The organism is Streptomyces sp. MUSC 14, assembly GCF_001866675.1.
Classification (GTDB): Bacteria; Actinomycetota; Actinomycetes; order Streptomycetales; family Streptomycetaceae; genus Streptomyces.
Genome location: NZ_MLYN01000030.1, coordinates 1 through 20,958, shown reverse-complemented (window position 1 = coordinate 20,958; position 20,958 = coordinate 1). Strand labels below are relative to the sequence as shown.

Annotated in this window: 20 protein-coding genes; 10 read left to right on the top strand and 10 right to left on the bottom strand. The window is 69.5% G+C overall.

What is annotated here, in order from left to right; all coding sequences use genetic code 11:
- Positions 1-64: 64 nt before the first annotated feature.
- On the bottom strand, positions 65-904 hold the full coding sequence (locus tag BIV25_RS20275; RefSeq protein ID WP_071373775.1) for a MerR family transcriptional regulator: 840 nt from the start codon (positions 902-904) through the stop codon (positions 65-67).
- A 136-nt stretch (positions 905-1,040) separates the two neighbouring features.
- Between BIV25_RS20275 and BIV25_RS20270 the strand changes: the two genes are divergently transcribed.
- Positions 1,041-1,448, top strand: coding sequence for a nuclear transport factor 2 family protein (locus BIV25_RS20270; protein ID WP_071373774.1), 408 nt, complete (start codon positions 1,041-1,043; stop codon positions 1,446-1,448).
- Between the two features lie 110 nt (positions 1,449-1,558).
- Here the strand turns inward: BIV25_RS20270 and BIV25_RS51150 are convergent, their stop codons facing one another.
- Together BIV25_RS51150 and BIV25_RS20265 are read right to left on the bottom strand one after the other, a co-directional pair.
- The gene (locus BIV25_RS51150; RefSeq protein ID WP_177235345.1) at positions 1,559-1,708 is read right to left on the bottom strand and encodes a hypothetical protein; all 150 of its coding nucleotides are present in this window, start codon (positions 1,706-1,708) and stop codon (positions 1,559-1,561) included.
- 413 nt (positions 1,709-2,121) lie between these two features.
- Positions 2,122-3,126, bottom strand: a complete 1,005-nt coding sequence (locus BIV25_RS20265; RefSeq protein WP_071373773.1) for a DUF1259 domain-containing protein — start codon at positions 3,124-3,126, stop codon at positions 2,122-2,124.
- 300 nt (positions 3,127-3,426) lie between these two features.
- Between BIV25_RS20265 and BIV25_RS20260 the strand changes: the two genes are divergently transcribed.
- The 5 genes from BIV25_RS20260 to BIV25_RS20240 all read left to right on the top strand — a co-directional run bounded on the left by BIV25_RS20260 (position 3,427) and on the right by BIV25_RS20240 (position 6,755).
- Positions 3,427-3,639, top strand: coding sequence for a hypothetical protein (locus BIV25_RS20260; RefSeq protein ID WP_071373772.1), 213 nt, complete (start codon positions 3,427-3,429; stop codon positions 3,637-3,639).
- A gap of 371 nt (positions 3,640-4,010) precedes the next feature.
- Complete coding sequence (locus BIV25_RS52935) at positions 4,011-4,664, top strand: hypothetical protein (RefSeq protein ID WP_071373771.1); 654 nt, start codon at positions 4,011-4,013, stop codon at positions 4,662-4,664.
- Positions 4,664-5,044, top strand: a complete 381-nt coding sequence (locus BIV25_RS52930) for a helix-turn-helix transcriptional regulator (RefSeq protein WP_071373770.1) — start codon at positions 4,664-4,666, stop codon at positions 5,042-5,044. Before BIV25_RS52935 ends, BIV25_RS52930 begins: the two co-directional genes overlap by 1 nt.
- 115 nt (positions 5,045-5,159) lie before the next feature.
- On the top strand, positions 5,160-5,534 hold the full coding sequence (locus tag BIV25_RS20245) for a hypothetical protein (RefSeq protein WP_177235344.1): 375 nt from the start codon (positions 5,160-5,162) through the stop codon (positions 5,532-5,534).
- A 324-nt stretch (positions 5,535-5,858) separates the two neighbouring features.
- Positions 5,859-6,755 carry a LysR family transcriptional regulator gene (locus BIV25_RS20240; RefSeq protein ID WP_071373768.1) on the top strand — a complete coding sequence of 299 codons (897 nt, stop codon included), beginning with the start codon at positions 5,859-5,861 and terminating at the stop codon, positions 6,753-6,755.
- A gap of 69 nt (positions 6,756-6,824) precedes the next feature.
- Here the strand turns inward: BIV25_RS20240 and BIV25_RS20235 are convergent, their stop codons facing one another.
- The 3 genes from BIV25_RS20235 to BIV25_RS20225 all read right to left on the bottom strand — a co-directional run bounded on the left by BIV25_RS20235 (position 6,825) and on the right by BIV25_RS20225 (position 11,934).
- Positions 6,825-7,595 (bottom strand): SDR family oxidoreductase, encoded by a 771-nt coding sequence (locus BIV25_RS20235; RefSeq protein WP_071373767.1) that lies wholly within the window; start codon positions 7,593-7,595, stop codon positions 6,825-6,827.
- 309 nt (positions 7,596-7,904) lie between these two features.
- On the bottom strand, positions 7,905-9,656 hold the full coding sequence (locus BIV25_RS20230) for a sigma-70 family RNA polymerase sigma factor (protein WP_071373766.1): 1,752 nt from the start codon (positions 9,654-9,656) through the stop codon (positions 7,905-7,907).
- Positions 9,657-10,893: 1,237 nt separating this feature from the next.
- Complete coding sequence (locus tag BIV25_RS20225) at positions 10,894-11,934, bottom strand: vWA domain-containing protein (protein WP_071373765.1); 1,041 nt, start codon at positions 11,932-11,934, stop codon at positions 10,894-10,896.
- 138 nt (positions 11,935-12,072) lie between these two features.
- On the opposite strand from BIV25_RS20225, the gene BIV25_RS49355 reads away from it, so the two are divergent.
- Complete coding sequence (locus tag BIV25_RS49355; RefSeq protein WP_143076663.1) at positions 12,073-12,333, top strand: alpha/beta fold hydrolase; 261 nt, start codon at positions 12,073-12,075, stop codon at positions 12,331-12,333.
- 619 nt (positions 12,334-12,952) lie between these two features.
- Here the strand turns inward: BIV25_RS49355 and BIV25_RS20220 are convergent.
- Positions 12,953-13,861 (bottom strand): NAD(P)H-binding protein, encoded by a 909-nt coding sequence (locus tag BIV25_RS20220; RefSeq protein WP_071373764.1) that lies wholly within the window; start codon positions 13,859-13,861, stop codon positions 12,953-12,955.
- Between BIV25_RS20220 and BIV25_RS50390 the strand changes: the two genes are divergently transcribed.
- Complete coding sequence (locus tag BIV25_RS50390) at positions 13,860-14,285, top strand: hypothetical protein (protein WP_143076662.1); 426 nt, start codon at positions 13,860-13,862, stop codon at positions 14,283-14,285. The two genes, BIV25_RS20220 and BIV25_RS50390, sit on opposite strands and share 2 nt — an antisense overlap.
- 259 nt (positions 14,286-14,544) lie before the next feature.
- On the opposite strand, the gene BIV25_RS20210 is transcribed toward BIV25_RS50390, so the two are convergent.
- Positions 14,545-14,766 carry a hypothetical protein gene (locus BIV25_RS20210; protein WP_071373830.1) on the bottom strand — a complete coding sequence of 74 codons (222 nt, stop codon included), beginning with the start codon at positions 14,764-14,766 and terminating at the stop codon, positions 14,545-14,547.
- A gap of 204 nt (positions 14,767-14,970) precedes the next feature.
- On the opposite strand from BIV25_RS20210, the gene BIV25_RS20205 reads away from it, so the two are divergent.
- Complete coding sequence (locus BIV25_RS20205) at positions 14,971-15,993, top strand: DNA-directed RNA polymerase subunit alpha (protein ID WP_071373762.1); 1,023 nt, start codon at positions 14,971-14,973, stop codon at positions 15,991-15,993.
- A 204-nt stretch (positions 15,994-16,197) separates the two neighbouring features.
- On the opposite strand, the gene BIV25_RS20200 is transcribed toward BIV25_RS20205, so the two are convergent.
- Positions 16,198-17,121 carry an alpha/beta fold hydrolase gene (locus BIV25_RS20200; RefSeq protein WP_071373761.1) on the bottom strand — a complete coding sequence of 308 codons (924 nt, stop codon included), beginning with the start codon at positions 17,119-17,121 and terminating at the stop codon, positions 16,198-16,200.
- Positions 17,122-19,187: 2,066 nt separating this feature from the next.
- Between BIV25_RS20200 and BIV25_RS47205 the strand changes: the two genes are divergently transcribed.
- Entirely contained in the window at positions 19,188-19,658 is a 471-nt protein-coding gene (locus tag BIV25_RS47205) for an N-acetyltransferase family protein (RefSeq protein WP_371273047.1), read from the top strand.
- Positions 19,659-19,860: 202 nt separating this feature from the next.
- Here the strand turns inward: BIV25_RS47205 and BIV25_RS20195 are convergent, their stop codons facing one another.
- A complete protein-coding gene (locus BIV25_RS20195; RefSeq protein WP_071373760.1) occupies positions 19,861-20,568 on the bottom strand; it encodes a chaplin in 708 nt (235 codons plus the stop codon).
- Positions 20,569-20,958: the final 390 nt, after the last annotated feature.

Below are 20,958 nucleotides of genomic sequence, written 5' to 3'. Positions count from 1 at the left end.
CCGTCCCGTCGCGCCTTCGGCGCCCTCCACGCATGCATGCAGGCCCCCCTGGGCGTCCGCGGTGCTACGTGGGGTCGGCGGTGGTGCCGGTGCGGAAGACGGGCCAGCAGACCTCGGTCCGCCACCGGGTGCTGTCGGGGGTGTGGCGCCGGCCGTGCAAGTAGTACTCGCGCATCGGGCCCTGGACGGCGAGTGCGTGCCGTGCGACGTAGGCGGCCAGGGTGCCGTAGGCGCGGTCGACTTCCGAGGGCGGCCCGCAGTGCTCGATCACGGCGAGTTCGGCCGGTGGCACGAGCAGCGGCTCGACCCGCCCGACCGGCCGGAGGGGGCCTTCGCAGGGCACGAAGACGGTCGCCTCTCCCCGGTGCACGGTGAACAGCTCGTCCGCGTACACGCCGCCGGCGTGCCCGGTCTCCTGCAGCCCCTGGCTCGCCACGGTCGCGAACAGCTCGCCGAGGGCGCCCTGGAACCAGGCTGCGATGTCCTGGACCTCGACCGTCGCCGTGATCGCCGCGGCCCGGACGGCGCCCACGCTGCGCAACTCGATACCGGGGGAGTCGGCGGAGACGGGTGGCGACAGGAGGTCGCGCAGTGCCGCCACGGCACGCTGGGTGCGGCCCAGTTCCTCCTCCAGCCGGTGCAGATGCGCACTGATGTGCCGATTGCGGGTGGGCACGTCGGAGGCGGCCAGGACCGTCCTGATCTCGTCCAGAGGCATCCCGAGGTCGCGGAAGCGGCGCACGATCTGGGCCGTGGGGATCTGCTCGGCCGAGTAGCGCCGGTACCCGCTGCGCGGATCGACATCGGCGGGTTCCAGCAGCCCGATCTCGTGGTAGTGCCGCAGGGTCTTCACGGTCATGTGGGTGGCTCGGGAGAAGTCGCCGATCGTCAGGTGGCTCGTCACCCGTCGATTGTGCGGCCTCCCGCAGGGGGAGAGTCCGGCGGAGTCCGCGCCTTGACTCTCCCCCGACGGACGCCGGAAGCCTGATGCCCACGGCCGGAACCGGGCCGCCACACACCGAGCAAGGGAACGGATCTCCATGTCGCAGATCACCACCGCCATCGATGTCGACCAGGTCGTCGGTCGCTACGTCGCCCTCTGGAGCGAGGCGGACGCTGCCGCACGCCGGCGCGCCGTCGCCGAGCTGTGGGCCCCGGATGGCGTCGAGTTCGTCGAGGGCACCCGGTTCCGCGGCCACGACGCACTGGCCGACCGGGTCGCGGAGGCGTACGGGCTGTTCGTCGCGTCCGGCACCTACCACGTCACGCACGACGACCACGTCACCGTCCACGACGACATCGTCATGCTCACCATCCGGCTGACGTACGCCACGGGTACCCAGCTGGGCCAAGTGGCCTGGGCCGCCCGGGTCTTCCTCGTCCTCGACGACGACGGCAGGATCCTTCAGGACTACCACCTGACCGTCCAGCCACTGCCCGAGGCGTAGGGCCCTGCCGTGGCCTTACGCCGGGCGGAGGAGAGAGATCAGGCCTCCGCCCGGCAAGCGGCGTGACACCGGCTCAGCGGCCCCGGTCGCCCGCCTCGGGTGAACCCATCTCAGAACCAGATGCGGGAAGAGAGCAGGCCCAGCCCCGAGACAGCGGCCTGTCTCCACACCCGCAGCGGCTGGTCGATGCGGCCCATCGCCTGCTCGCGCCGCGCTCCGGACAGCGCGAGCACGGCCTCGGCGCACTCCACGTTGGGCACGCACCCAGGCGGCGGTCAGGACCACGTCGCCCACCCGGCCCGGCAACCTCCGGGCCCGCGGCGGGCCCAGACCGTGGAACAGGGCCGCCACCGGATTGTCCTTGCGTACGGCCGTGATGTACGGGTCCACCGCCTCGTCGCAACGTTCCCAGAGTTCCATGACGTGGAGTTCACACGCATCGTCCAGGGCGTCGAAGGGAGATGTGTTGACCATCTCGTACAGATGCAGCGCCTCTTCCGTGACGTAGCCGTCGGGCCGGCGCAACGGCACCGCACCGCCGCCACGGGCCGCATAGACACTTCGGCGACCCACGCGCCGGGCAGTGCTGGTCAGCAGCCACAGGATCACGCCGAGTCCGACGCTCGTCGAAAGCCACATGCGGGCCCGGCCGAAGTCGGCCCGGCCCAGCTGGTCATGACGCGGGCGCCGGTGCGGTCGCGTCCAGGGCCGGGCGCAGTGCCCTGGCCAGGGTGACTGCGTCGGCGGCTGCCCAGAAGTGCAGGTAGAACAGCCGGGGCCGGTCGTCCAGGGAGTGGTTGTGCAGCTCGACGATGTCGATGCCGCCCCTGCGCAGCGCCCGGATGACGTGCTGCACCTCCGGTGCGGTCATGACGAAGTCGCCGTCGACGGCGGCCTTGTCACCGCCGAGGGGCTGGAAGTTGATGCCGGTGGTCAGGCCGAGGGCGGCCGGCAGTACGTGGGTGCCGTCATCGACGCTCTGGTGACGGGCGATGGTGAACCTGTAGATGCCGCCCTCGGCCGTGCCCTTGCGGCCGAGTGCCCTGGAGATGCCCGCCGTGTCCAGGTCGACGGGCGGCTCAGTGGCCGGAGGCGGCGAAGCGGGCGGGATGGCCGTGGCGTTGAGCGCGGACTTCAGACCCCTGGCGAGCTTCAACGGGTCGCCCATGGCGTGGAGGTGGGCCCACCAGATCGGCGGGGACTGCTGGAGCAGGTGCTTGTGCAGGGCGGTCTGGTCGATGCCGGCGGCCTGCAAGGCGTCGGTGACCCTGGGCAGTTCGTCCTCGGTGACGACCAGATCGCCCATGAGCATGGTGCCGTCGTGGTATTGGGCGAAGGCCGCGTAGCCGCCGAGCAACATGCCCGGTTTCAACGTGACGCCCTCGGTGGTGACGTCGAGATCCGTGCGGAGCAGCGGAATGCCGTAGACGACGCTCCCCGCCAGTGTTCCGGTGCGGCCCAGGGCCGCGGCGACCGGCTGCCAGTCCGCGTCCGTGGTCCGTACGGGATACTGAAGGTGCTTATCCGGGAAGGCGGCCTGCGCCGCGACCACGTCCGTGCCGCCGCCGACGGCCCTGCTCGTCCGGGCGCCGCAGGCAGCCAGCAGTCCGGCGCCCGTCACCAGCAGCAGCGCGGCCACCGACCCGGCGGTCGGCTTGATGAGCGTACGGGGTGGCATGACCCCTCCTCACGGAGATCGTTGTCGTGGGTGCCTATGTCGCCAGCGAAGCCGCCGCCGACGACGTTTTCAGGGAGGGCCACTCGGGCAAACGGGTGACTGCCGCTGCCGTCCACGAACGACGGAAGCCCGTGTGCGCCCGAACGGCTGGTGCGGGACAGGGACATGAACCGGGATCCGCAGCGACCCGGCCCGCCCTCCGGGCTCGTCGGACAGGGGAACCTCCGCCGGACGGGTCTCCCCCTCGGGCTGATCGGCACCGCTCCGTGTCCCCTTGGCTGTCGAGATCGTTGCCGGGTTATGCGAAAGATCATCACCACCGCCGCGCTCGCCTTGGCCACCATCGCCGTGGCCGCTCCAGCCCATGCCGACAGCGGCGACGCCGGTAGCGTCGCCACAGCGCCGTCCGTGGACACGGGCCGTACGCTGTTCTGCGCACTCGCTTCGATCACCGGAGTGGGCAGGGGCACTCACTTCTCCGAATGCGTCAACGGCGGCACAGGGCAGCCGTAGCACAGGCCTGGACTGCGAACACCGCGCCGGCTCGGACATGGACGCGGCGGTCGAGTGGCCGCCGCATCCGGCCGCAACCCCGAACCCGTGAACCCCACCGGGCCGGCTGACCGTCTGGGAGCCGGCCGACGGCTGCTGGTCCCTGCGCGCCGCACGCGCCGGCACGACCACACCGGACTGGGCGTTCCCGGTACCGGAACCGCCGCCGTTCAGCACCATCGCCTGGCGCTCGGCCCACATCGGCCAGACCCTCGCCCAGCACGCCGACCTCTGGACTCCGCCGCCGAAGCCCCTGTTTGTCGCCTGTCCATCGGCCTGCGGTTGACGGGCCGTTCGGTGGTAACTGCCGGGGTCATGACCGATGGTGGGGGATGCGCATGCTGAGTGAGGCGGTGTTCCGCAGTGGGGATCTGCCGGCGCAGGACCGGCTTGCCGCCGTGGACGAACTCTGGGCCAACGACGCGCACCCCATGCGGGTGATCAGCGACACCCCGGAGCGGTTCCGGGCGACGGTGCGCATGCTGGACCTCGGGGCGGTGAACGTGGTGGGACTGGCGGTCTCGCCGTGCGAGGTGCTGCGGACGCCGGAGCTGATCCGGCGGGCCGACCCCGAACTGTGCTCGGTCATCGTGCCGTTGAACGGCCGGCTGGTGGTCAGCCAGGCCGGGCGCGACAGGGCGGTGGGCGCCGATGAGCCGGTTCTGTACGACAGTTCGCAGCCGTTCCGTATCCGGTTCTCGCAGGGCGGCGGGGCGACGAGGCTGCTGCGTGCCCACATCCCCCGGGCGCTGCTGGGCTTACCCGCCGACGGGCTGGAGAGGCGGCTGGCGCGACCGCTACCGACGGGAGCGGGGTTCGAGGGGCTGCTGACGCGGTTCCTCACCGATGTCACCTCGGGCTCCACCGCCTACCGGCCCCAGGACCTGCCCCGGCTCGGCGTGCTTGCCCAGGACCTGCTGACCTGGTCGCCCACCATCTCGAAGCGGACGGCGCGGTGCCGGGCGACTCGCGCCGAAGAACGCTGATGCTGAGCATCGAGAGATTCGTCCGACAGCATCTGGGTGATCCGGAGCTGTCGCCGGAAACCGTCGCTGCCGCCCATCACATCTCGATCGGCCACCTGCACCGCCTGTTCCGGACCCGCGAGACCACTGTCGCTGCCTGGATCCGCCGACAACGTCTGGAATACGCCCGCCATGACCTCGCCGATCCGGCACTGCACACCGTGCCGATCCACCTGATCGCGACCCGTTGGGGTTCCAAGGACCACCCGACCTTCACCAAGGCCTTCCGCTCGGCTTACGGCGCCTCGCCCAAGGACTACCGCCACAACCCTGCGACGGTGCCTCAGCGACAAGAATCCAGGCACTCGGCGCCAAAGCGCCGTCCCGTGCCCGCGCCGTAGCTTGAGGGCGTCGAAAGGCCGACCGATGCGACGGCGCGGGGGATGCGAGACGAGTCCTCTGCCCTGGCTCAGGGCGACGTCGCATTGCCTACGGGAGGGAAGAGGAATGCTGAAGATGCGGACCGCTCGACGGTTGTGCGTCATGCTGGTGGGCGCAGGCGCCGTCACCGCGGCCCTGGCGCTTCCGGCCAGTGCCGCGGGCTATGCGATCAACCAGGACGTCACCTGCCACGTCTACGAGCAGGTGGAGCTTCAGGGCTCACTCGCCCACGACTACATGCGGTTCTACACCGACGGTGGTTCGGCGGGCTGCTGGGCCGGGATCCGGCGTGATCACAACGGGACGACGGGCTTCATCGGCGATTTCCCGCGCGAGATAACCACCAACGGTTCGGACGCCAGCGCCTGGTACTACGACGGCCCCGGATACCAGAGCCAGGTGGTGGTCTGGGACCGCAACGGCGTCGAGGTCGACGGGACGTGGCACTGACCCAGGACCGGCCGGCCTCGCGCACAGCCGTGCGCGAGGCCGGCACCGCGCGAGAACCGGGCGCCGTCGTGCGGAGGGCACTCCGCCTCCGCCCCGCTCCAGGAACCGTTCGCGCACCCGCCGACGATCGAATCAACCGACGTCCTCGCAGCCGAGATCCCCGGCACCGCCCGCTGAACGGCCATCAGATACGGTGCGCGACCTCGGCACCACGGTGGTCTGCCCTCGCTGCCCTACAGTGCGACTCGTCGTCCTGCTCACTTACCATGACGACGTTGACAGCGGACGGGTTCGCGGTCCGCCGCGGGGAGGGAACGGGAGCCGATGAGCCTTCGTCAGTTCGAGTACGCCCTGGCCGTCGCCGCGGAGGGCTCGGTGACGGCGGCGGCGGAGCTGCTGCACGTCGCCCAACCGTCGATGTCCCAGCAGATCCGTAACCTGGAGCGGGAACTCGGCGTGGAACTGTTCGCCCGCACCCCGACCGGGCTGGTGCCCACCGTGGTCGGCCGCGCGTTCCTGCGGGAGGCGGAGGCTGCGGTCAGCGCGGCGCGGCGGGCGAGGGCGACGGCGCGGGCCGGCGCCGATGAACTGGTGGGCGAGCTGGTGGTCGCGGCACAGTTGGGCTTCGGCACGCGGCAGTTGCCAGGCGCGCTGAGCGCGCTGCGCCACCGCTACCCGCGGCTGGAGGTCACCGTCTTCGAGGAGCCGAGCTCCGCAGAGCTGGAGCGGCTGTGCCGCCGGGGGGTGCTGGACCTCGCCCTGATGGCGGCGTGCGAGCGGAGCCCGGCCGACGCCCACCACCTCGGCGACGAGGAGTTCGTCGTGGTGCTGGGCCCCGGGCACCGGCAGCTCGCCGCGGACCGGGTCGAGCTGCGCGAGCTGGAGGGGGAGCCGTGGGTGCGGTTCGACCGCGACAGCGCGCTCGACGGCGTGCTGCTGAACGTGCTGCGGGAGAACGATCTGGCCCCGACCACGGTCGCCCGCGTGTCCCAGACGGCGACGGCCGTGCGCTGGGCGGCCCACGGGCTGGGGGTGACACTCGTCCCGGCCTCCGTGGTGCCGCACGGTCATGAGCACCTCGTGCGCCCGGTGTTCCCGGTCGTGTCCCAGCCCGTCATCGCCGTTCTCAGGGCCGGCGCGGGCCCGGCGGAGACGGCCCTGCTCGAATTCCTGCGTCAGGAGACGTGGTCCGAGTCCGCTTTCTTCTCACCGGTTTCCTGACGGCCCGGAAGGAAGCAGGCGCTGCTGAATTCCCTTTGTTGGACGACGTATTCCGGAAATCCGGCGGCGTCACCCCCTGGGGAATTCGCCGCCGTCCACGACGAGATTGCTCCCGGTCAGCCAGCTCGCCCTGTCGGACACGAGGAACAACACCGCGTGCGCGATGTCGTCGGGTTGGCCGACGCGCCCCAACGGCACGGTGGCGGTGTTCCCGCCCTGCGTCGGGTCCAGGCGCGCCCACTGCTCCCGAGTTGCCTCGCCGCCGGGCGTGGCGACTTTGCCGGGAGTCACGGTGTTGACCCGGATCCCGAACGGGGCCAGCTCCGAGGCCAGTCCCCGGCTGTAGTTCTCCAGCGCCGCCTTCGCCGCCGTGTAGTGCAGGAACGGGCCGACCGGGGTGGGGACCACGGCCGAGGAGACGTGCACGATCGTCCCCGAGCGCCGCTCCCGCATCCCCGGTACGAGCAGCGAGTCCAGCCGAACCGATGCCAGGTAGTTCAGGTCCAGCGCGTCCTGCCACTCCTCGTCGGGAATGGCCGAAGCGTCCTTGTACGGTCGTGCCCCACCCGCGTTGTGGACCAGGACGTCCACCCCGCCGAGCACTTCCTGCGCGGCCGCGGCGAGCGTCTCCGAACCGGCACGTGTCCGGACGTCGGCCGCCACCAGGGTGGCCCCCTCCGGCACTGTGCCCGTCGCCGACCTGGCGGTCGTGAGCACCTCGGCACCCGCGTCCAGCAGGTGGCGCACGACGGCTGCTCCGATTCCGCGAGAACCACCCGTGACCAAGGCTCGCTTTCCCTTGAGTTCTCGCGTTCCCGATCCGTTGTCGATCGTCGTCATGCCATCGGTCCTCTCGATCGTGTAAATGGAATCTCGCTGGACATCTCGGCGAGCTGCTTCACGGTACGTAGAGAAAAGATTGAGAGGCAAAGACGAAATATCAGCAGGGGGCATAGGGAGTTCCTATGGCACCCGGCACCATGCGGGGACCGGATGGCCCGGCGTTACCGATCACGGAAGTTGAGCCGGGACCGCAGCTCGTGGAGGCAGTCCCGGATCCCGAGTGCAGGGCTGGCAGGACCATGTCCCGGCCTTGTGGGTCGGGCGACCGGACTGTCCGGCGCGCGCCGACCCACGATCAGAGGCCTGTCAGAGTTTGGCGCCGAAGTCCTGGGTCCACAGTGGACCGCCGGAGGCCTTGTTGACACCCACGCCCAGTTCCTTGAAGGCACAGTTGAGGATGTTGGCGCGGTGGCCGGGGCTGTTCATCCACGCGTCCATCACGGCCTGCGGGGTCGACTGGCCCTTGGCGATGTTCTCGCCGTATGTCGACCAGTGGTAGCCCGCCGCGGTGATGCGCTGTCCGGGGTCGGTGCCGTCCGGACTGACGTGATCGAAGTAGTTGCGGGCGGCCATGTCGTCGGAGTGACCCTGGGCGGCCTTGTCCAGATCCGCGTTCTCGCTGACCGGCGAGCATCCGGCGGCCGCTCGCTGCTGGTTCACCAGCGCGATGACCTGGGCGACCTCTCCGGAGGCCGCCGGCGGTGCCTGCGGCGGGACGGGAGCGCTGGTGGTGACGGACGGTCGGGGAGCAGGTGTGCCGGTCGTCCTGGCGGGGCGGGGGCTCTTCCTGACGGGGCTCTTCTTCTTCGTGTGGGCCGGGGAGGGGGACGGGGAGGCCGCGGACGAGGACGAGGCCGGTGCCGCGTCGGGCTTCGCGGCGTCGACGGACGGGTCGTCGGCGGAGCGGGCGGCGGCAGCGGTGTGCGGTGCGGGGTTCGAGCCGGCGTACCAGATGCAGGCGCCCGCCAGGCCCGCCACCGCGACGGCCGTGCCGGCGGCTCGCCGTCGTATGCGTCGGCGCTGCCGGGCCTTGCTGCGGGACGCCTGGCGGCCGGGCGTCGCACGGTGCCCGGCGCCGCCCGGGCCTTCGCCGGACGCGGAGGCCGGTGCTGCGTCGCTCGGACCGGAGCCCGGACGAGCGGCCGCATAGCCGCCGCCCGTGTACGGCTCGGCAGCGGAGGGGACGCCGTACCCCGCGCCGGCATCAGCCGGGGCGGGGTACGGCTGCGCCGGGAACGGGGTGGTTGCCGCGGCCAGGGCCGCGGCGACAGACGAACGGGTGGCGGCGAGCAGCGCCGACGACACCGCGACCAGGGCCAGTCCGGCCAGCAGGCCCTCGGCGGGCAGCAGGCCCTGCCACAGACCGCCGCAGCGCGCGCAGTCCCGGGCGTGGCGCGCTATTCGTTTGCGCCACAGCGCCGAGGGCAGGCCGTCCCAGGTGGCCAGCAGGGCACGCTGGTCCTCGCACAGCGGGCGTGTGTCGAGTGCCCGTACCACCACGCGGGCCGCTTCGAGGCGTGCCTTCATCCGCTGCACGCGGACAGCGGCGTGCTGGGGTGACAGTTCCAGGGCCGTGGCGACCTCGGCACGGGTCAGTTCACCGGCGCACTCCAGCCACCACAGCGACAGCACCTCCTGGTCGTCCGGCTCCAGCCAGCGGGTGGCACGGGCGGTTTCCTGCCGTTGCCCGGACAGCTGGAGTCGCATGATGGTCAGGTCCACGAAGTCGGCGCCCGGGTCGGCGAGTTCACCGGCTTCCTCGACGTCGGCGGGGGCGAACTGCCGGTTGTGCCGGTATGCCCGCACGCGGTTCATGGCGATGGCCACGAGCCAGGAGCGGAAGCTCTCGGGGGTGCGCAGATCACCGAGCGCGTCGAGGGCGCGGAGCATGGTCTCCTGGACCACGTCGTCGACATCGATGGAGCCGTTCAGTGCCCGCCCCACGATGTTGTAGACCAGCGGGAGGTAGGCGCTGACCAGGGCGTCCTGGGCCGCCGGATCTCCCGCTCGGGCGGCGTTCACCAGTGCCGCCGTCTCCTCCGTGCGCTGTGTACTCATCAAAACTTCCCTGTGCTCGACGCCGAACGGTGCTGTCCGATATCTGGGAGACCGCTGGGTGCGGCGCCGATAACGGTTACTCGGAGAATTGTTCGGCTTCTTTGGTGACTGCTCCCGCGCGAAGGCTCACAGTTTCGACACGCCAGCCGCAATGGAGGAGGTCACACCGAGCGCAGAACAAACAGGATGTAACGTCCTCCATTGGATGTATCCGGCAGGACGCGGTGGTCGGCTGAGGCCGACGTCCCGCTGCCTGAGGGGTGCCCGGGCGTGGTTGTGGATCAAGCGCCGTTGCCTCGGTGCACGGCGGACCGTGTCTCCTCCCCGCCGGACCGCGTACCCATCCGACATCGCCACCGGGGCTGGTAGGTCGTGGGGCCGGGCGCTCACGCTCACCGCCGGGCCGCTGGTCCGGCACCCGTTTCCAGGGAGGAGCGGCCGGTTGCCCGCCGTCATGCCGGAGGCCTGTCCGTCCGCCCCGGCCGCGCGGTGCGGAACGGTAGGTGGGGAAGCGCTCGGCACGACGCTGTCCGTGAACCAGGTGGTCGGGCCCTGCCCGCTGAAGCGGACCAGGCGTCCGGCGCGGCGGAAGCGCTCCCGTCCTGGATCCCGGATTGCGGCTGCGGACGGGGGACCGCCTGCCGCCGCTCCTGCCCACACCTTCCCCGGGACATCCCGTGCGGACGCTCGGCGGTTCGCCAGACCATCCGCGGTACGTTCCCACCGCCGCCGGTGACTCCCTCGACGGATGCCGGGCTCCTTGGGAAGAGCGGCCTGATGCGCCACGAATCACGCCTCGACGACCTGGACGCGCGCCCGTGACCGGCTGCCATCGCGACGCACACGCCCCCGATCCCCGGCATGCCCCGGGACGCGACAGGCGCCCTCGAAAGACCTTGAGGGCCCCTGCCCCCCGGGGACCAGACTCAAGCCGTCCTGGCGGGCCGCGTCCGGCCACTGCTTCCTGTCCTGCTTTCTGCGCCCTGGTTGTGGCGGGAGTGGTACGACGCGGCTCGGTGACGCTGTCGTGGTTCAGTTCGCAGGGTATGAGGGGGGCGCCTCAACCGGCCCGGGGGCCGAGCCAAGTTCCGGCGTCCATAGGCCCGTTCGGGCGCGGTGTTCCGTGTGGGCGGGATGTCGAGGGCGCCGGCCGGGGCGGCAGGACAGTCACTACACACCGGCCGGTGCACAGGGTCGTCGCCTCCGGCGCGCAGGCCGTCCAGTGGGCCTCGGGGCGTCAGACCATGAGTAGGAGCCGTGTGTTCGGGACGAGCTTCCGGTTCACGCTGGTGCTCTGCACGAATATGGTGAAGTCGTCGTTGTGGTCCGGCTTGACGCGAACTTCCTCGTCCGGCAGGCCCAGCAGGGCCCGGGCCTCAGGTCCTGTGTACACCCGGTCCGTCTTCTTCTCCAGCACCGCGATCTGCTTCCGCGCCTGGACCTTTTCGGACTTGCTCAGTTGGTAGAACGCACCACCGGTGCGGTAGGTGTGTCCACTGGCCACGACCCAGTCCCGGATCGCCGCGTCGCGAGTCACCGGGATCAGCTGGTACTGCGACGGATTCACCGGGGTGAGGCCGGCCGCCTTGATGGTGTCCTTGTTGACGGCCTCGGCGCCCGTGGAGAACACCGCCCGCGATCCCCGGATACCCTGGGTGCGACCCACCATGAACTTCTCGGTGGCCTGCTGGATGACCTGCCCGGCCTCCTCCAGGCCCTGTGTGCTCGTGGCGTCCCAGATGGCGATGTTGTCCTTGGGGAAACCGCACTGCATGGCCTCGCGCTTGCCCATCTGGTCCGGCACGAGCACGGCCAGCGTCCAGTTGTCCCCCTGGGTCTCCATCATCTTGGCCACACCTTCGACCAGCTCACGCGGATCCCTGGCAGGTGCATCGGAGCAGCGGTGACTTGCGTTCTCCTGTCCGTCGGTGAGGACGAACGTCAAGAAGCTGTGGTCGCCGTACAGTTGAGCCGTCTGCGCCAGCTCCCGCTGTGACTTCAGAGCGGCCGCCAGCAGCGCAGTCATGCCACCGACCCGGTACAACTGCTTCAGCGACGGCATCCGCAGCACGTCCTTGTCGTAGATGACGCACTCCACCTTGTCCGCGAAGACGTACACGGTGACGCGAGTCTCCTGGTCCAGTTCCCTCGACCGACGGGCAAGATAGGCAATCTGCTGGTCGGCGACCTCGACGACCTTGCGACTCAGATGCGACATGGACGAACTGGCATCCAGCACAAGGGCAACGTGATTGATGTAGTTCTGGCTTCCGGACAAGACAGCTCCCCCTCGTTCTCGTTCCGACTCGATGCTCCTACCGTCTCACGCACCACTGACAATCGATCTTGACTCGCAGCGCGCAGCGGGCAGTTCGAAGCCCGGTGTTGGAAGGCGCGACGATGTGCCGTGGTCGTGATGCCGAAGGTGTCGTGGAATCGCCTGGATCCCCGTGTTGCAGCGCCTGGACCGGTCTGGGTTCCGTGGCCTACGACCACCGCGGATGGGGGTGACTCCACGAGTGTGCCGGGGCCTTATGACCTGGAGCAGCTCGCGGACGACGCACAGCGGGTCATCGACGTGCTCGGATGCTCCAGCCATGTGCTCGTCGCGCACTCGATGGGCGGCACGGTGGCTCAGATGCCGGCCGCCCGCAGGCCCGAGGGGCCACGCCTGTGACAACGAGGAGGCGGTTCTTCAGAGCATCGACCTGATGCTGGCCCACGGCGGGCTGAGTCCCGAACTGCGCCGGCAGGTGGGCGAGGACGGCCTGCGCGGTGGCGACCAAGTCCGTCTCGCGTGGCCGTGCCAGGGCCTGGTCCAGGACGTCTCGGCCGGTGTCTCGGCCATCGTGGAGCCGGCGTTGGTGCTCGGGGCAGTCACGTCAGGGTCGCCCCCCAACCGTGCTCGCCGATCACCTGCTGTCGGTGACCCCGACCGCCTCGCTGACCGTCCTGAAGGACACCGGGCACGTCTCGCCGCTTGAGGTGGCCGACCAGGTGGCCGCGTACATCGGTGCGTTCGTCGCCCAGCTGGCAACAGAGCACTGCATTCCAACTCCAGCCGCACATCCCCCTCGTGAGGCGAGCAGGCGCCGCGGCACGTGCCGTGTGGCTGGGGCCACGTCGTGGACGGCCCGTTCTTCAGCTGACCGCGCCGACGGTCTGCACCGAGCTCTTCGGGTAGGCGGACCCCAGACGCATTGCCCGACGGCCAGGCATCGTACGGCGATGCACGGTAATGCACGGCGACGCACCAGGCCGTGACAAACGAGTCCAGATCACGACCGGATCTGGGGCTACGGGGCCGGTGTGTTCCTCAGGAGGTGGTCGAACCCGAGCGGGGGGTGCCCGAGGAGTTCGGTGATGTCGTTCGTGGCGCGGTCGTAGCGGTTTTCGCGGTGGAGCCGGGCCATCGTGGCGATGTGCTCGAAGACGTGGGGCGGCAGGCCTGCCTGCTTCAGGTCGCTCTCCAGCCACTCCTCGTACGGCACGTCGACGTAGGTCACCGTACGACCCAGGGCCGTGGAGAGTTCGGCGGCGATGGCATTCATGTCACGGGACTGCTCGCCGGTCAGTTCGTAGACCCGGCGGGAGGGCGCGGTCGGGGCGAGCAGAAGGTGTGCGATCACCTCCGCCACGTCGGCCGCGGCGACCGGAGAGGTCCGGGCGGAGCCGAACGGGAGGCGGATCGTGCTGTCACGCTGGATCGAGGCGGCGGTGACCTGGGCGAAGAGAGGGTTCTCCATGAAGACGGTGGGGCGCACGTGCACGACCGGCGCCCCCGACCAGTCGAGGACATGCTCGGACAGCCAGTGCAGTCGCTGCTGCCGGGATTCGGTGGCGCTGGTGAGGCTCATCTGCGACACCGTCATCTGCGACATGCTCACCAGCAGATCGAGGCCGTCACCCTCCTGGACGGCCGCCGCGACCGTCGTGGCGGCCTCCAGGTACGCGGGGGACACGCTCATCCCGAAATAGGCGCGGCGGCAGCCCGAGAGCGCGTCGACCACGTCGGCGCCGCGGGTGAGGTCGCCGACCACCACCTCCACGCCGTCCAGCGCCCGCAGCGCAGCGGCCCGTTCGTCGTCGTGATGCACCAGAGCCCTCGCCGGCACCCCGTTGGCACGCACGTGGTCGAGAACCAGGTCTCCGACTCCGCCGACCGTGCCGCCGACGCCGGTGACAAGAATGGGTCCTGCGCCCATGTCGATCGCCTCCTGTTGTGCGGACCGGGGTGTCCGATCGCTCGGAAACGCCCGGCCCTGGGTTCTGACGGTCGCCTGCGCGTGTGCCGGCCCGCGCCTGTGTGATGTTTGTCCGCAAGCCCTCCTGCCGTACCGGATTTCCAAGGCGAAGCGATCGCTGACGGGCCAGTGCGCCTCGTCGGCCGGCATCGTCTGGAAGGCGGTGTCCACGTCGGGCCAGCAGAACGATCTCGATCATCGGCCGGATGCCGTGCTGGACGGAGTCGCCTGTGGGCGGTTGGGGCGGGGGACGTCCAAAGGGGGTGGCATCGGATCCGACGACCGCGAGTTCCCCGCGAGGGCGGGAGCGGGGGCGGGCAGGGTGGTGGTGAACGGTTTCGGGGATTTCGGCGGTGGCGAGGACAGCCCTGGCGCCGCCCAGTGACTGGACAGACTCGGCGACCGGTGTGCCGGAGGTGCTGTCCGCGTAGCGGGCGGGCGCCGAGTTGCCTGGCGACGTCGGCCTTGCGGCAGGACGTGCCGCAGCCGCAGCCGAACCAGCCGACCCCGCTCCGGTGGCCGACGCGTCGGCCAGCGTCTGGAGCCGGTCCGAGCGATGGAGCATGGGGGGTGCCCCCAGCAGCGCGACGATCCTGGGGGCGTGCTGATGTCTATGCCAATGGTCGTGCTCGGGTATAGGGCGGTTAAAGTTTGGTCATCTTGGCGTACGGGCTCAGGACCCGCACCTGCTCCGAGCCGAAGTCCACGAGTGCTGCGATTCCCTCCTCGATGCTGATAACCCGGCCGAGGCCGTACACGTCGTGCGTGACCTGGTCGCCTTCGGTGAAATGCTTGGGGGTCGGTGTGACGGGAGCCTTGAAGGGGCTGGTGGGCAAGTGTCGCTTCGGTGCAGCAGGCTTTGTCATTGCCCCTAGTATGCGCCTACCGCCCGTGCTGGTGGCTGCCTCGCTCATCGTTCGACTCCACTTCGGTAGGAGTTGGGCCTGCTCGTCGGTCGGCAGACGGGCGGTGCCGGGCGGTTCGGCTTCACTATGAGGCCGCAAGGCCCGTACTCTTTGTGGTGTCTACGGCGTCAGATAGCGGGCGCCAAAATCTGGAGGCAATACCTCGTGCTGATCGCTCAGCGTCCTTCGTTGACCGAAGAGGTCGTCGACGAGTTCCGCTCCCGGTTCGTGATCGAGCCGCTGGAGCCGGGCTTCGGCTACACCCTCGGCAACTCCCTGCGCCGTACCCTCCTGTCGTCGATCCCCGGCGCTGCTGTCACCAGCATCCGTATCGACGGTGTCCTGCACGAGTTCACCACCGTGCCGGGCGTCAAGGAGGACGTCACCGACCTGATCCTCAACATCAAGCAGCTGGTCGTCTCCTCGGAGCACGACGAGCCGGTCGTGATGTACCTGCGCAAGCAGGGCCCGGGTCTGGTCACCGCCGCCGACATCGCGCCCCCGGCCGGTGTCGAGGTGCACAACCCCGACCTGGTCCTGGCCACGCTGAACGGCAAGGGCAAGCTGGAGATGGAGCTGACCGTCGAGCGCGGTCGCGGTTACGTCTCGGCCGTGCAGAACAAGCAGGTGGGCCAGGAGATCGGCCGTATCCCGGTCGACTCGATCTACTCGCCGGTGCTGAAGGTCACGTACAAGGTCGAGGCGACGCGTGTCGAGCAGCGGACCGACTTCGACAAGCTGATCGTCGACGTCGAGACGAAGCAGGCCATGCGTCCGCGTGACGCCATGGCGTCGGCGGGCAAGACCCTGGTCGAGCTGTTCGGTCTCGCCCGCGAGCTGAACATCGACGCCGAGGGCATCGACATGGGCCCGTCCCCGACGGACGCCGCCCTGGCCGCCGACCTCGCGCTGCCGATCGAGGAGCTGGAGCTCACGGTCCGCTCCTACAACTGTCTCAAGCGTGAGGGCGTCCACTCCGTGGGTGAGCTCATGGCGCGCTCCGAGGCCGACCTCCTGGACATCCGCAACTTCGGTGCGAAGTCCATCGACGAGGTCAAGGCGAAGCTGGCCGGCATGGGCCTGGCCCTGAAGGACAGCCCGCCCGGATTCGACCCCACGGCCGCCGCGGACGCCTTCGGCGCCGACGACAACGGGGGCACGGGTTTCATGGAGACCGAGCAGTACTGATCGCTGCGCCGGGCCGCGGCCGAACCCGGCTCGCGCCCGGCCCGTGGCATCCGCCCTCACGTCCGCGCCGTACGCCGGACGTGAGGGCGTTCCCGACAGGTACTGCCTGATAGGTACTGAACGGCGTGGGGCTCCGGCTGGGCATGTGGCCGGAGCCCCACGCTCTGTGGTTCTCTCCTGCCGGTTGGGCGATGGTAGGCGGAGTCACCGGGAGGTCGCGGTCGATGCCGCCGTGAGTCTGTCTACCGCCGCTGCGACCGCCGCAGGACTGGAGATCATCGTCAGGTGCCGGGCGCCCGGAATGAGCGTTGCAGGCGGTGCGCCGATGCGTCGCGCGGTCTCCTGCGGCGTCTGCCGGGTGAACACGTCGTCCTGGGCACCGAACACCACCGACTTGGGTAGGCGCACCCCGGCGAGCCGGGCCACCTCATCCGCGGGCAGACCGGGCACCCCGGCGGCCAGCATGCTCCAGAGCGCGTTCTCCGCGCCGGCTACCCGCAGCGGGCGTCGCCACTGATCGAGGCCGGCGGCGTCCAGGTGCGGACAGGCGGGCCCGCACTGAGCGTCGTACAGGCTGCGGATCACCGCGTCGATGCCGAGCCCGATGCGCAGCAGGCTGGTGCGGTACGGGTCGATCAGCGCGTACTTGAAGGCCGGCGGCGGCCCGGCACCCGTGTCGAGGGCGTCGCCGTCGAGGAGCATCACACCCCCCAGCCGGCCAGGAGCCCGCAACGCCGCCTCGGTGACTACGGCGGCTCCGCTGGAGTGCCCCACCAGCAGCGGGGCCTCGCCCGCACCGCCGAGGTGCATGGCGTCCAGGAAGCCCAGGAGCTGCCGGGTGAAATGGTCGACGGTGTAGGGGCCGTGATGCTCGCTGTATCCGTCGCCGGTCAGGTCGAGCGCATACACGCGGTGATTGCGGGCGAGCAGCGGGGCAAGGCGCGACCAGGTGTCCACGGATTCGAAGGCGCCGTGCACCAGGACGACGGGTGGGCCGGCCGTACCCCAGCTCTGGTAGCGCGTGCGGATGTCGGCGGCTTGCACATACCTGAGCCCCCGCGGCGGCGCGGCGCGCCCGGCCGTGACGCCGTTGTAGACGAACGAGGCCGCCGTCACGAGTACCAGCACGACGGCGCAGCCCAGAGCGGCGCGGCGCAGCCACCGACGCAGCCAGGCACGGCGTGGCCGGAGCGCGCGCTCGGCAGGGCTTGACGGTGGAGCGGACGATGGTCGGGTGCCCCCGTCTCCGTCGCCATCTCCGTCTGCGGGTCCGTCTCCGTCTCCGGCTCGGTAAAGATCAGCTGTCACAGCGCACAGCATCGCCCACCGCACACCCGCGGTCGTCCTGCGGGGGGAGCCTTTGTGACTACTCCACCGGGCGTACGGGAGTCCTGGATTCGACCTTCCGGGTGAATTATGTGAGGGATGGTCGTCTGGTTGGTGGTTTGTTAATTGTTGGGTGGTCTGTAAAGCATATGTTCGGCTTCGGCGCTCGCTGTGGCGGCACCTGTCCGCAGAGTCTGTTGGCGTCTTTTGCTGGCTGTGTTGTCGGGAGGAGTTGTCGTGCGTGTGGCTCGGTGTGTTGTTGCTGCTGCGGGGGTGGCGGTTTCTGCTTCGGTGATTGGGTTGCCGTTGTTTTTCACTGATTGGGTGTCGCGGAGTTCTGGGGGTGGGCCGGTGCGGATGGTGAGTGCGGTGGGGGCTTCATGGGGTGCGGGTGGGTCGTCGGGGTTGCCGTTCGCGGATCCGGGGTGGGAAGGGGCGGGTTGGTCGTGTCGTAGGTATGAGGGTCCGTATTGCGGTTGGGTGAGGGCGTATTGGGGCGGGTGCGACAGGGAGTGGGGTTTGAGTTTCGGGGTGAAGGACCCTGCTGTGTTGTGTCCTCGTGATCCTCGTCCGACGTCGTCGGGTGCGGCGAGTTCTTCTGCTTCGCCGAGCCCGTCCGGTTCACCGAGCCCGTCGGGCTCTGATGGTGGCTCGGGTTCTGCGGAGGGTGGTGGTTCTTCTGTGGGGCTGGGTGGGTTAGAGGGCCGCGGCCGTCGGGCTGTGTCGGGTCGTTCGGTCATGTCGGGTGGTTCTGGCGGTGTGAGTCGTCACCGTGGGCGGCGGCTGGTTCATGTGCGTTCTGCGGGGAGGCGTGGGGCGGGTGATGGCGTGCGTTCGCCGATGGTGGTGGCGCCGAGGGTGTCGGACGAGGTGCCGGGAAAGAGGGATGTGCCGAGTGTTGGTACCGGTCCGCGTGGCGGGGATGGTGGAGCAGTGGCGGGCGGTGGTGTGCCGGCGGTTCATGTGGCTGTGGGGGATGGCGTGTTGGTGTGTTCGGCGGTTGGGTGGCGCGTTGGGGACGGTTGTGTGGGTGGGGGCGCGGGGGTGTCCGGGCGTGGGTGGTTGGGGTCTCTTGTCGGCGGTGGGTTGTTCGGTGGCTGGTACGGCTGGAATGGCGGTGTCTCGGGTTCCTGACGTGGTGTGAGGTCGGGGTCCGGAGGTGCTTCCGTTCGTCTTTTGGATGGGGTGTCAGTCGTCGGAGCTGTCGGTGCGGCGTCGGCGGTGCCAGGCGGTGGCGAGCATTCCGAGGAGCAAGAGCAGGCCGCCTGTTGCGATGAGGATGCGTTGGGTGCTCAGGAGGCCGGTGTTCCATTCGGCGGCGGTGTCTGTGGGGGTGTCTTTGCGGGGTGAGGGGGTGGATTCGGTAGAAGTCGTGGATGGTGCATTCGTATTGGCCGGAGGTCTGGGTGGGGTGGTTCACGCTGAGGAATGTGGACACGGTGAAGGTGGTCCAGGGTTGTTCGGGTGACCAGGGGGTGGGTTTCGGGGCGCCTTGGAGGACGAGGGCTTCCGGTCCGCGTCGGCCGTTGACGAGGAACGCTCGCCAGGGGTTGTGGCGGCCGTGGTCTCCTTAGTGCAGGCGCAGGGTGGTGGGGTGTGGTGTGGGGGCTGGCTGTCGCCCAGTGTCCGACCTTTGGAGCCTGCGGTGTGCGCCGGTACGTCTGTGTGCCAGTGGTAGGAACCCGTCGACGAGGTCTCCGCCCGGGCTGCCGTCAGCGGGGAACCACGGATCGAGGCGAGTGCGTCACGTGAGCGTGACGACTTCTCGGACGTTCTTGCGCACTGCGAACCCTGATGACGTGGACAGGATTGCTGACCTGCACACTCTGGCTCGCACGGCGTACTACCAGGCAGGTGGACTGTCGGACATGGAGCTTGCTTCTGCCGGAATGCTCTCCAGCCGGCAGGAGAGCTGGCTGCGTGCCATTCAGTCCGACGACCGGACTGTGATGTGTGCGGAACAAGAGAGCGAGTTGGTGGGCGTCGTGTCCATGGGCCCTCCATGCGAAGCTGATGTCGATGCCTCATCGGTGGGGCAGCTCTACCAGATTCACGTCTGCCCCGGCCGTTGGGGACGCGGCGTCGGCAGCCACCTGCACGCGGCATTCGTGCAGTTTCTGCGAGACGGGTCTTTGGACACCGGCGTGCTGGAGGCATGGGAACACAACAGTCGAGCACAAGCCTTCTACGCCCGGCACGGATGGAGGCCGGACGGACATCATCGGCCTGGTCCAGGTAACGCGCGCTACGTTCGCATGCGCCTCGGCCTGCATCCCGAAGCACAACCTGGCCAGGGCGGTCGACTCGGGCCAGAGTCCCGGGCCGGCAGGAGGCACTGATCCACCGGCACCTCGCCGAGGAGAGCGACACTTCGCCGGCGAACGCCCCGCCGAACACCCACCGGCGGGGCGTCGCCGTCAGAGTTCGTCGGCATTTTCAACGCCGGGTGACACCGGTGCCGCGTGTCTTGCACCGCCAGGCTGGTGCTTGTCGGTGGGTGCTTGGCGGGGGCGGGGGCGTGGTGTTGCTCTGGGGTCGTTCTCAGCGTGTGGTCGGTGCGCGGAAGCGGCGGTAGAGGGTTGCTCCGCCGATGAGTGCCGTGATGCTTGCGGCAGCGGCTGTCCAGGTGCCGTCAGCGCCGGTTTGGGCGAGTGAGCTTTCAGTGTGTTTGTGCGTGGTCGTGTGTGTGGTGTTGGGGGTGGTGTGTGGCGTGGGTGCCTTGTGTGGTGCGGGGCTGGTGGGGGGTGTGGTGCGGATGGGCGGAGTGGAGTGGGTGGGGGGTGTGGTGCGGGCGGGTTGGCTGGGGTGGTCGACCGGGGTGTTCGTGGAGTTCGAGGAGTCGTTTGCGAGGGCGGGGTTGCCTGCGCCGACGAGGTTGGCTGTGTTGCCGCTTACGTTGAGTGGTAGCTGGAGGGGGAGTTGGAGGGCGTTGCCGGCGATGGCGCCGGGTGAGTCCTGTGTGCGGGCGGCGGCTGTGGTCTGGCTCGGTGTGCGGGTGTGGGTGGTGTGTTCGTAGTTGATGCAGGTGTTGCCGATGGCGGGGTCGAGGAGGCCGGTGACGTCGATGGTGTTGCCGCAGATGTTGACGGGGATGTGGACGGGTAGTTGGACGGCGTTGCCGGAGATCAGGCCGGGGGATCCGGTTGCGGTGCCGTTTGCTGTGGAGTCGGCGTGTGCCGGTCCTGCGACGGCCATGGCGCCAGAGGCGACGGCGAGGGCGATCGCGCTGTTGCGGATGGGCCGTTTCATGGGGTCTGCCTTTCGGAGGTGATCGCGGGTACTTGCCCGCGTTGTGTGAAACGTTTGTGAATCTCCTGGGGTTATGGTCTGCCGGCTGTTATCGGCCGAATGGGTGGATATCAGTGGCCTGGTGCAGGGATGTGCCGAGGAGTGGATGAGGGGAGGGGGTGGGCTGGTCTGTGTGTGGGGGGATGTGTGGGGATGGGTGTGGGCCCGGGCGCCAGGGGTGTGATGCCTGGTGTCCGGGCCCGGTGGTGCGTGTGTGGGTTGTGGTTTCCGGCTCGATTGCGGCGGGCCGGGGTGTGTCGGTTCGGGGTCAGTCGTCGAAGTGGTCGCCGCCGCCGTCTCCGCCGCGGTCTCCGCCGCGCTCGCCTCCGCGGTCGCCTCCGCGGTCTCCGC

Coding starts and splice junctions, on each gene's coding strand:
- BIV25_RS20240 (WP_071373768.1), top strand. CDS start 5,859: ATGAGCCTTCGTCAGTTCGAGTACGCCCTGGCCGTCGCCGCGGAGGGC.
- BIV25_RS20235 (WP_071373767.1), bottom strand. CDS start 7,595: ATGACGACGATCGACAACGGATCGGGAACGCGAGAACTCAAGGGAAAG.
- BIV25_RS50390 (WP_143076662.1), top strand. CDS start 13,860: ATGTCGATCGCCTCCTGTTGTGCGGACCGGGGTGTCCGATCGCTCGGA.
- BIV25_RS20270 (WP_071373774.1), top strand. CDS start 1,041: ATGTCGCAGATCACCACCGCCATCGATGTCGACCAGGTCGTCGGTCGC.
- BIV25_RS20195 (WP_071373760.1), bottom strand. CDS start 20,568: ATGAAACGGCCCATCCGCAACAGCGCGATCGCCCTCGCCGTCGCCTCT.
- BIV25_RS52935 (WP_071373771.1), top strand. CDS start 4,011: ATGCGCATGCTGAGTGAGGCGGTGTTCCGCAGTGGGGATCTGCCGGCG.
- BIV25_RS49355 (WP_143076663.1), top strand. CDS start 12,073: ATGCCGAAGGTGTCGTGGAATCGCCTGGATCCCCGTGTTGCAGCGCCT.
- BIV25_RS20265 (WP_071373773.1), bottom strand. CDS start 3,126: ATGCCACCCCGTACGCTCATCAAGCCGACCGCCGGGTCGGTGGCCGCG.
- BIV25_RS20260 (WP_071373772.1), top strand. CDS start 3,427: ATGCGAAAGATCATCACCACCGCCGCGCTCGCCTTGGCCACCATCGCC.
- BIV25_RS47205 (WP_371273047.1), top strand. CDS start 19,188: ATGGAGCTTGCTTCTGCCGGAATGCTCTCCAGCCGGCAGGAGAGCTGG.
- BIV25_RS52930 (WP_071373770.1), top strand. CDS start 4,664: ATGCTGAGCATCGAGAGATTCGTCCGACAGCATCTGGGTGATCCGGAG.
- BIV25_RS20245 (WP_177235344.1), top strand. CDS start 5,160: ATGCGGACCGCTCGACGGTTGTGCGTCATGCTGGTGGGCGCAGGCGCC.
- BIV25_RS20230 (WP_071373766.1), bottom strand. CDS start 9,656: ATGAGTACACAGCGCACGGAGGAGACGGCGGCACTGGTGAACGCCGCC.
- BIV25_RS20220 (WP_071373764.1), bottom strand. CDS start 13,861: ATGGGCGCAGGACCCATTCTTGTCACCGGCGTCGGCGGCACGGTCGGC.
- BIV25_RS20210 (WP_071373830.1), bottom strand. CDS start 14,766: ATGACAAAGCCTGCTGCACCGAAGCGACACTTGCCCACCAGCCCCTTC.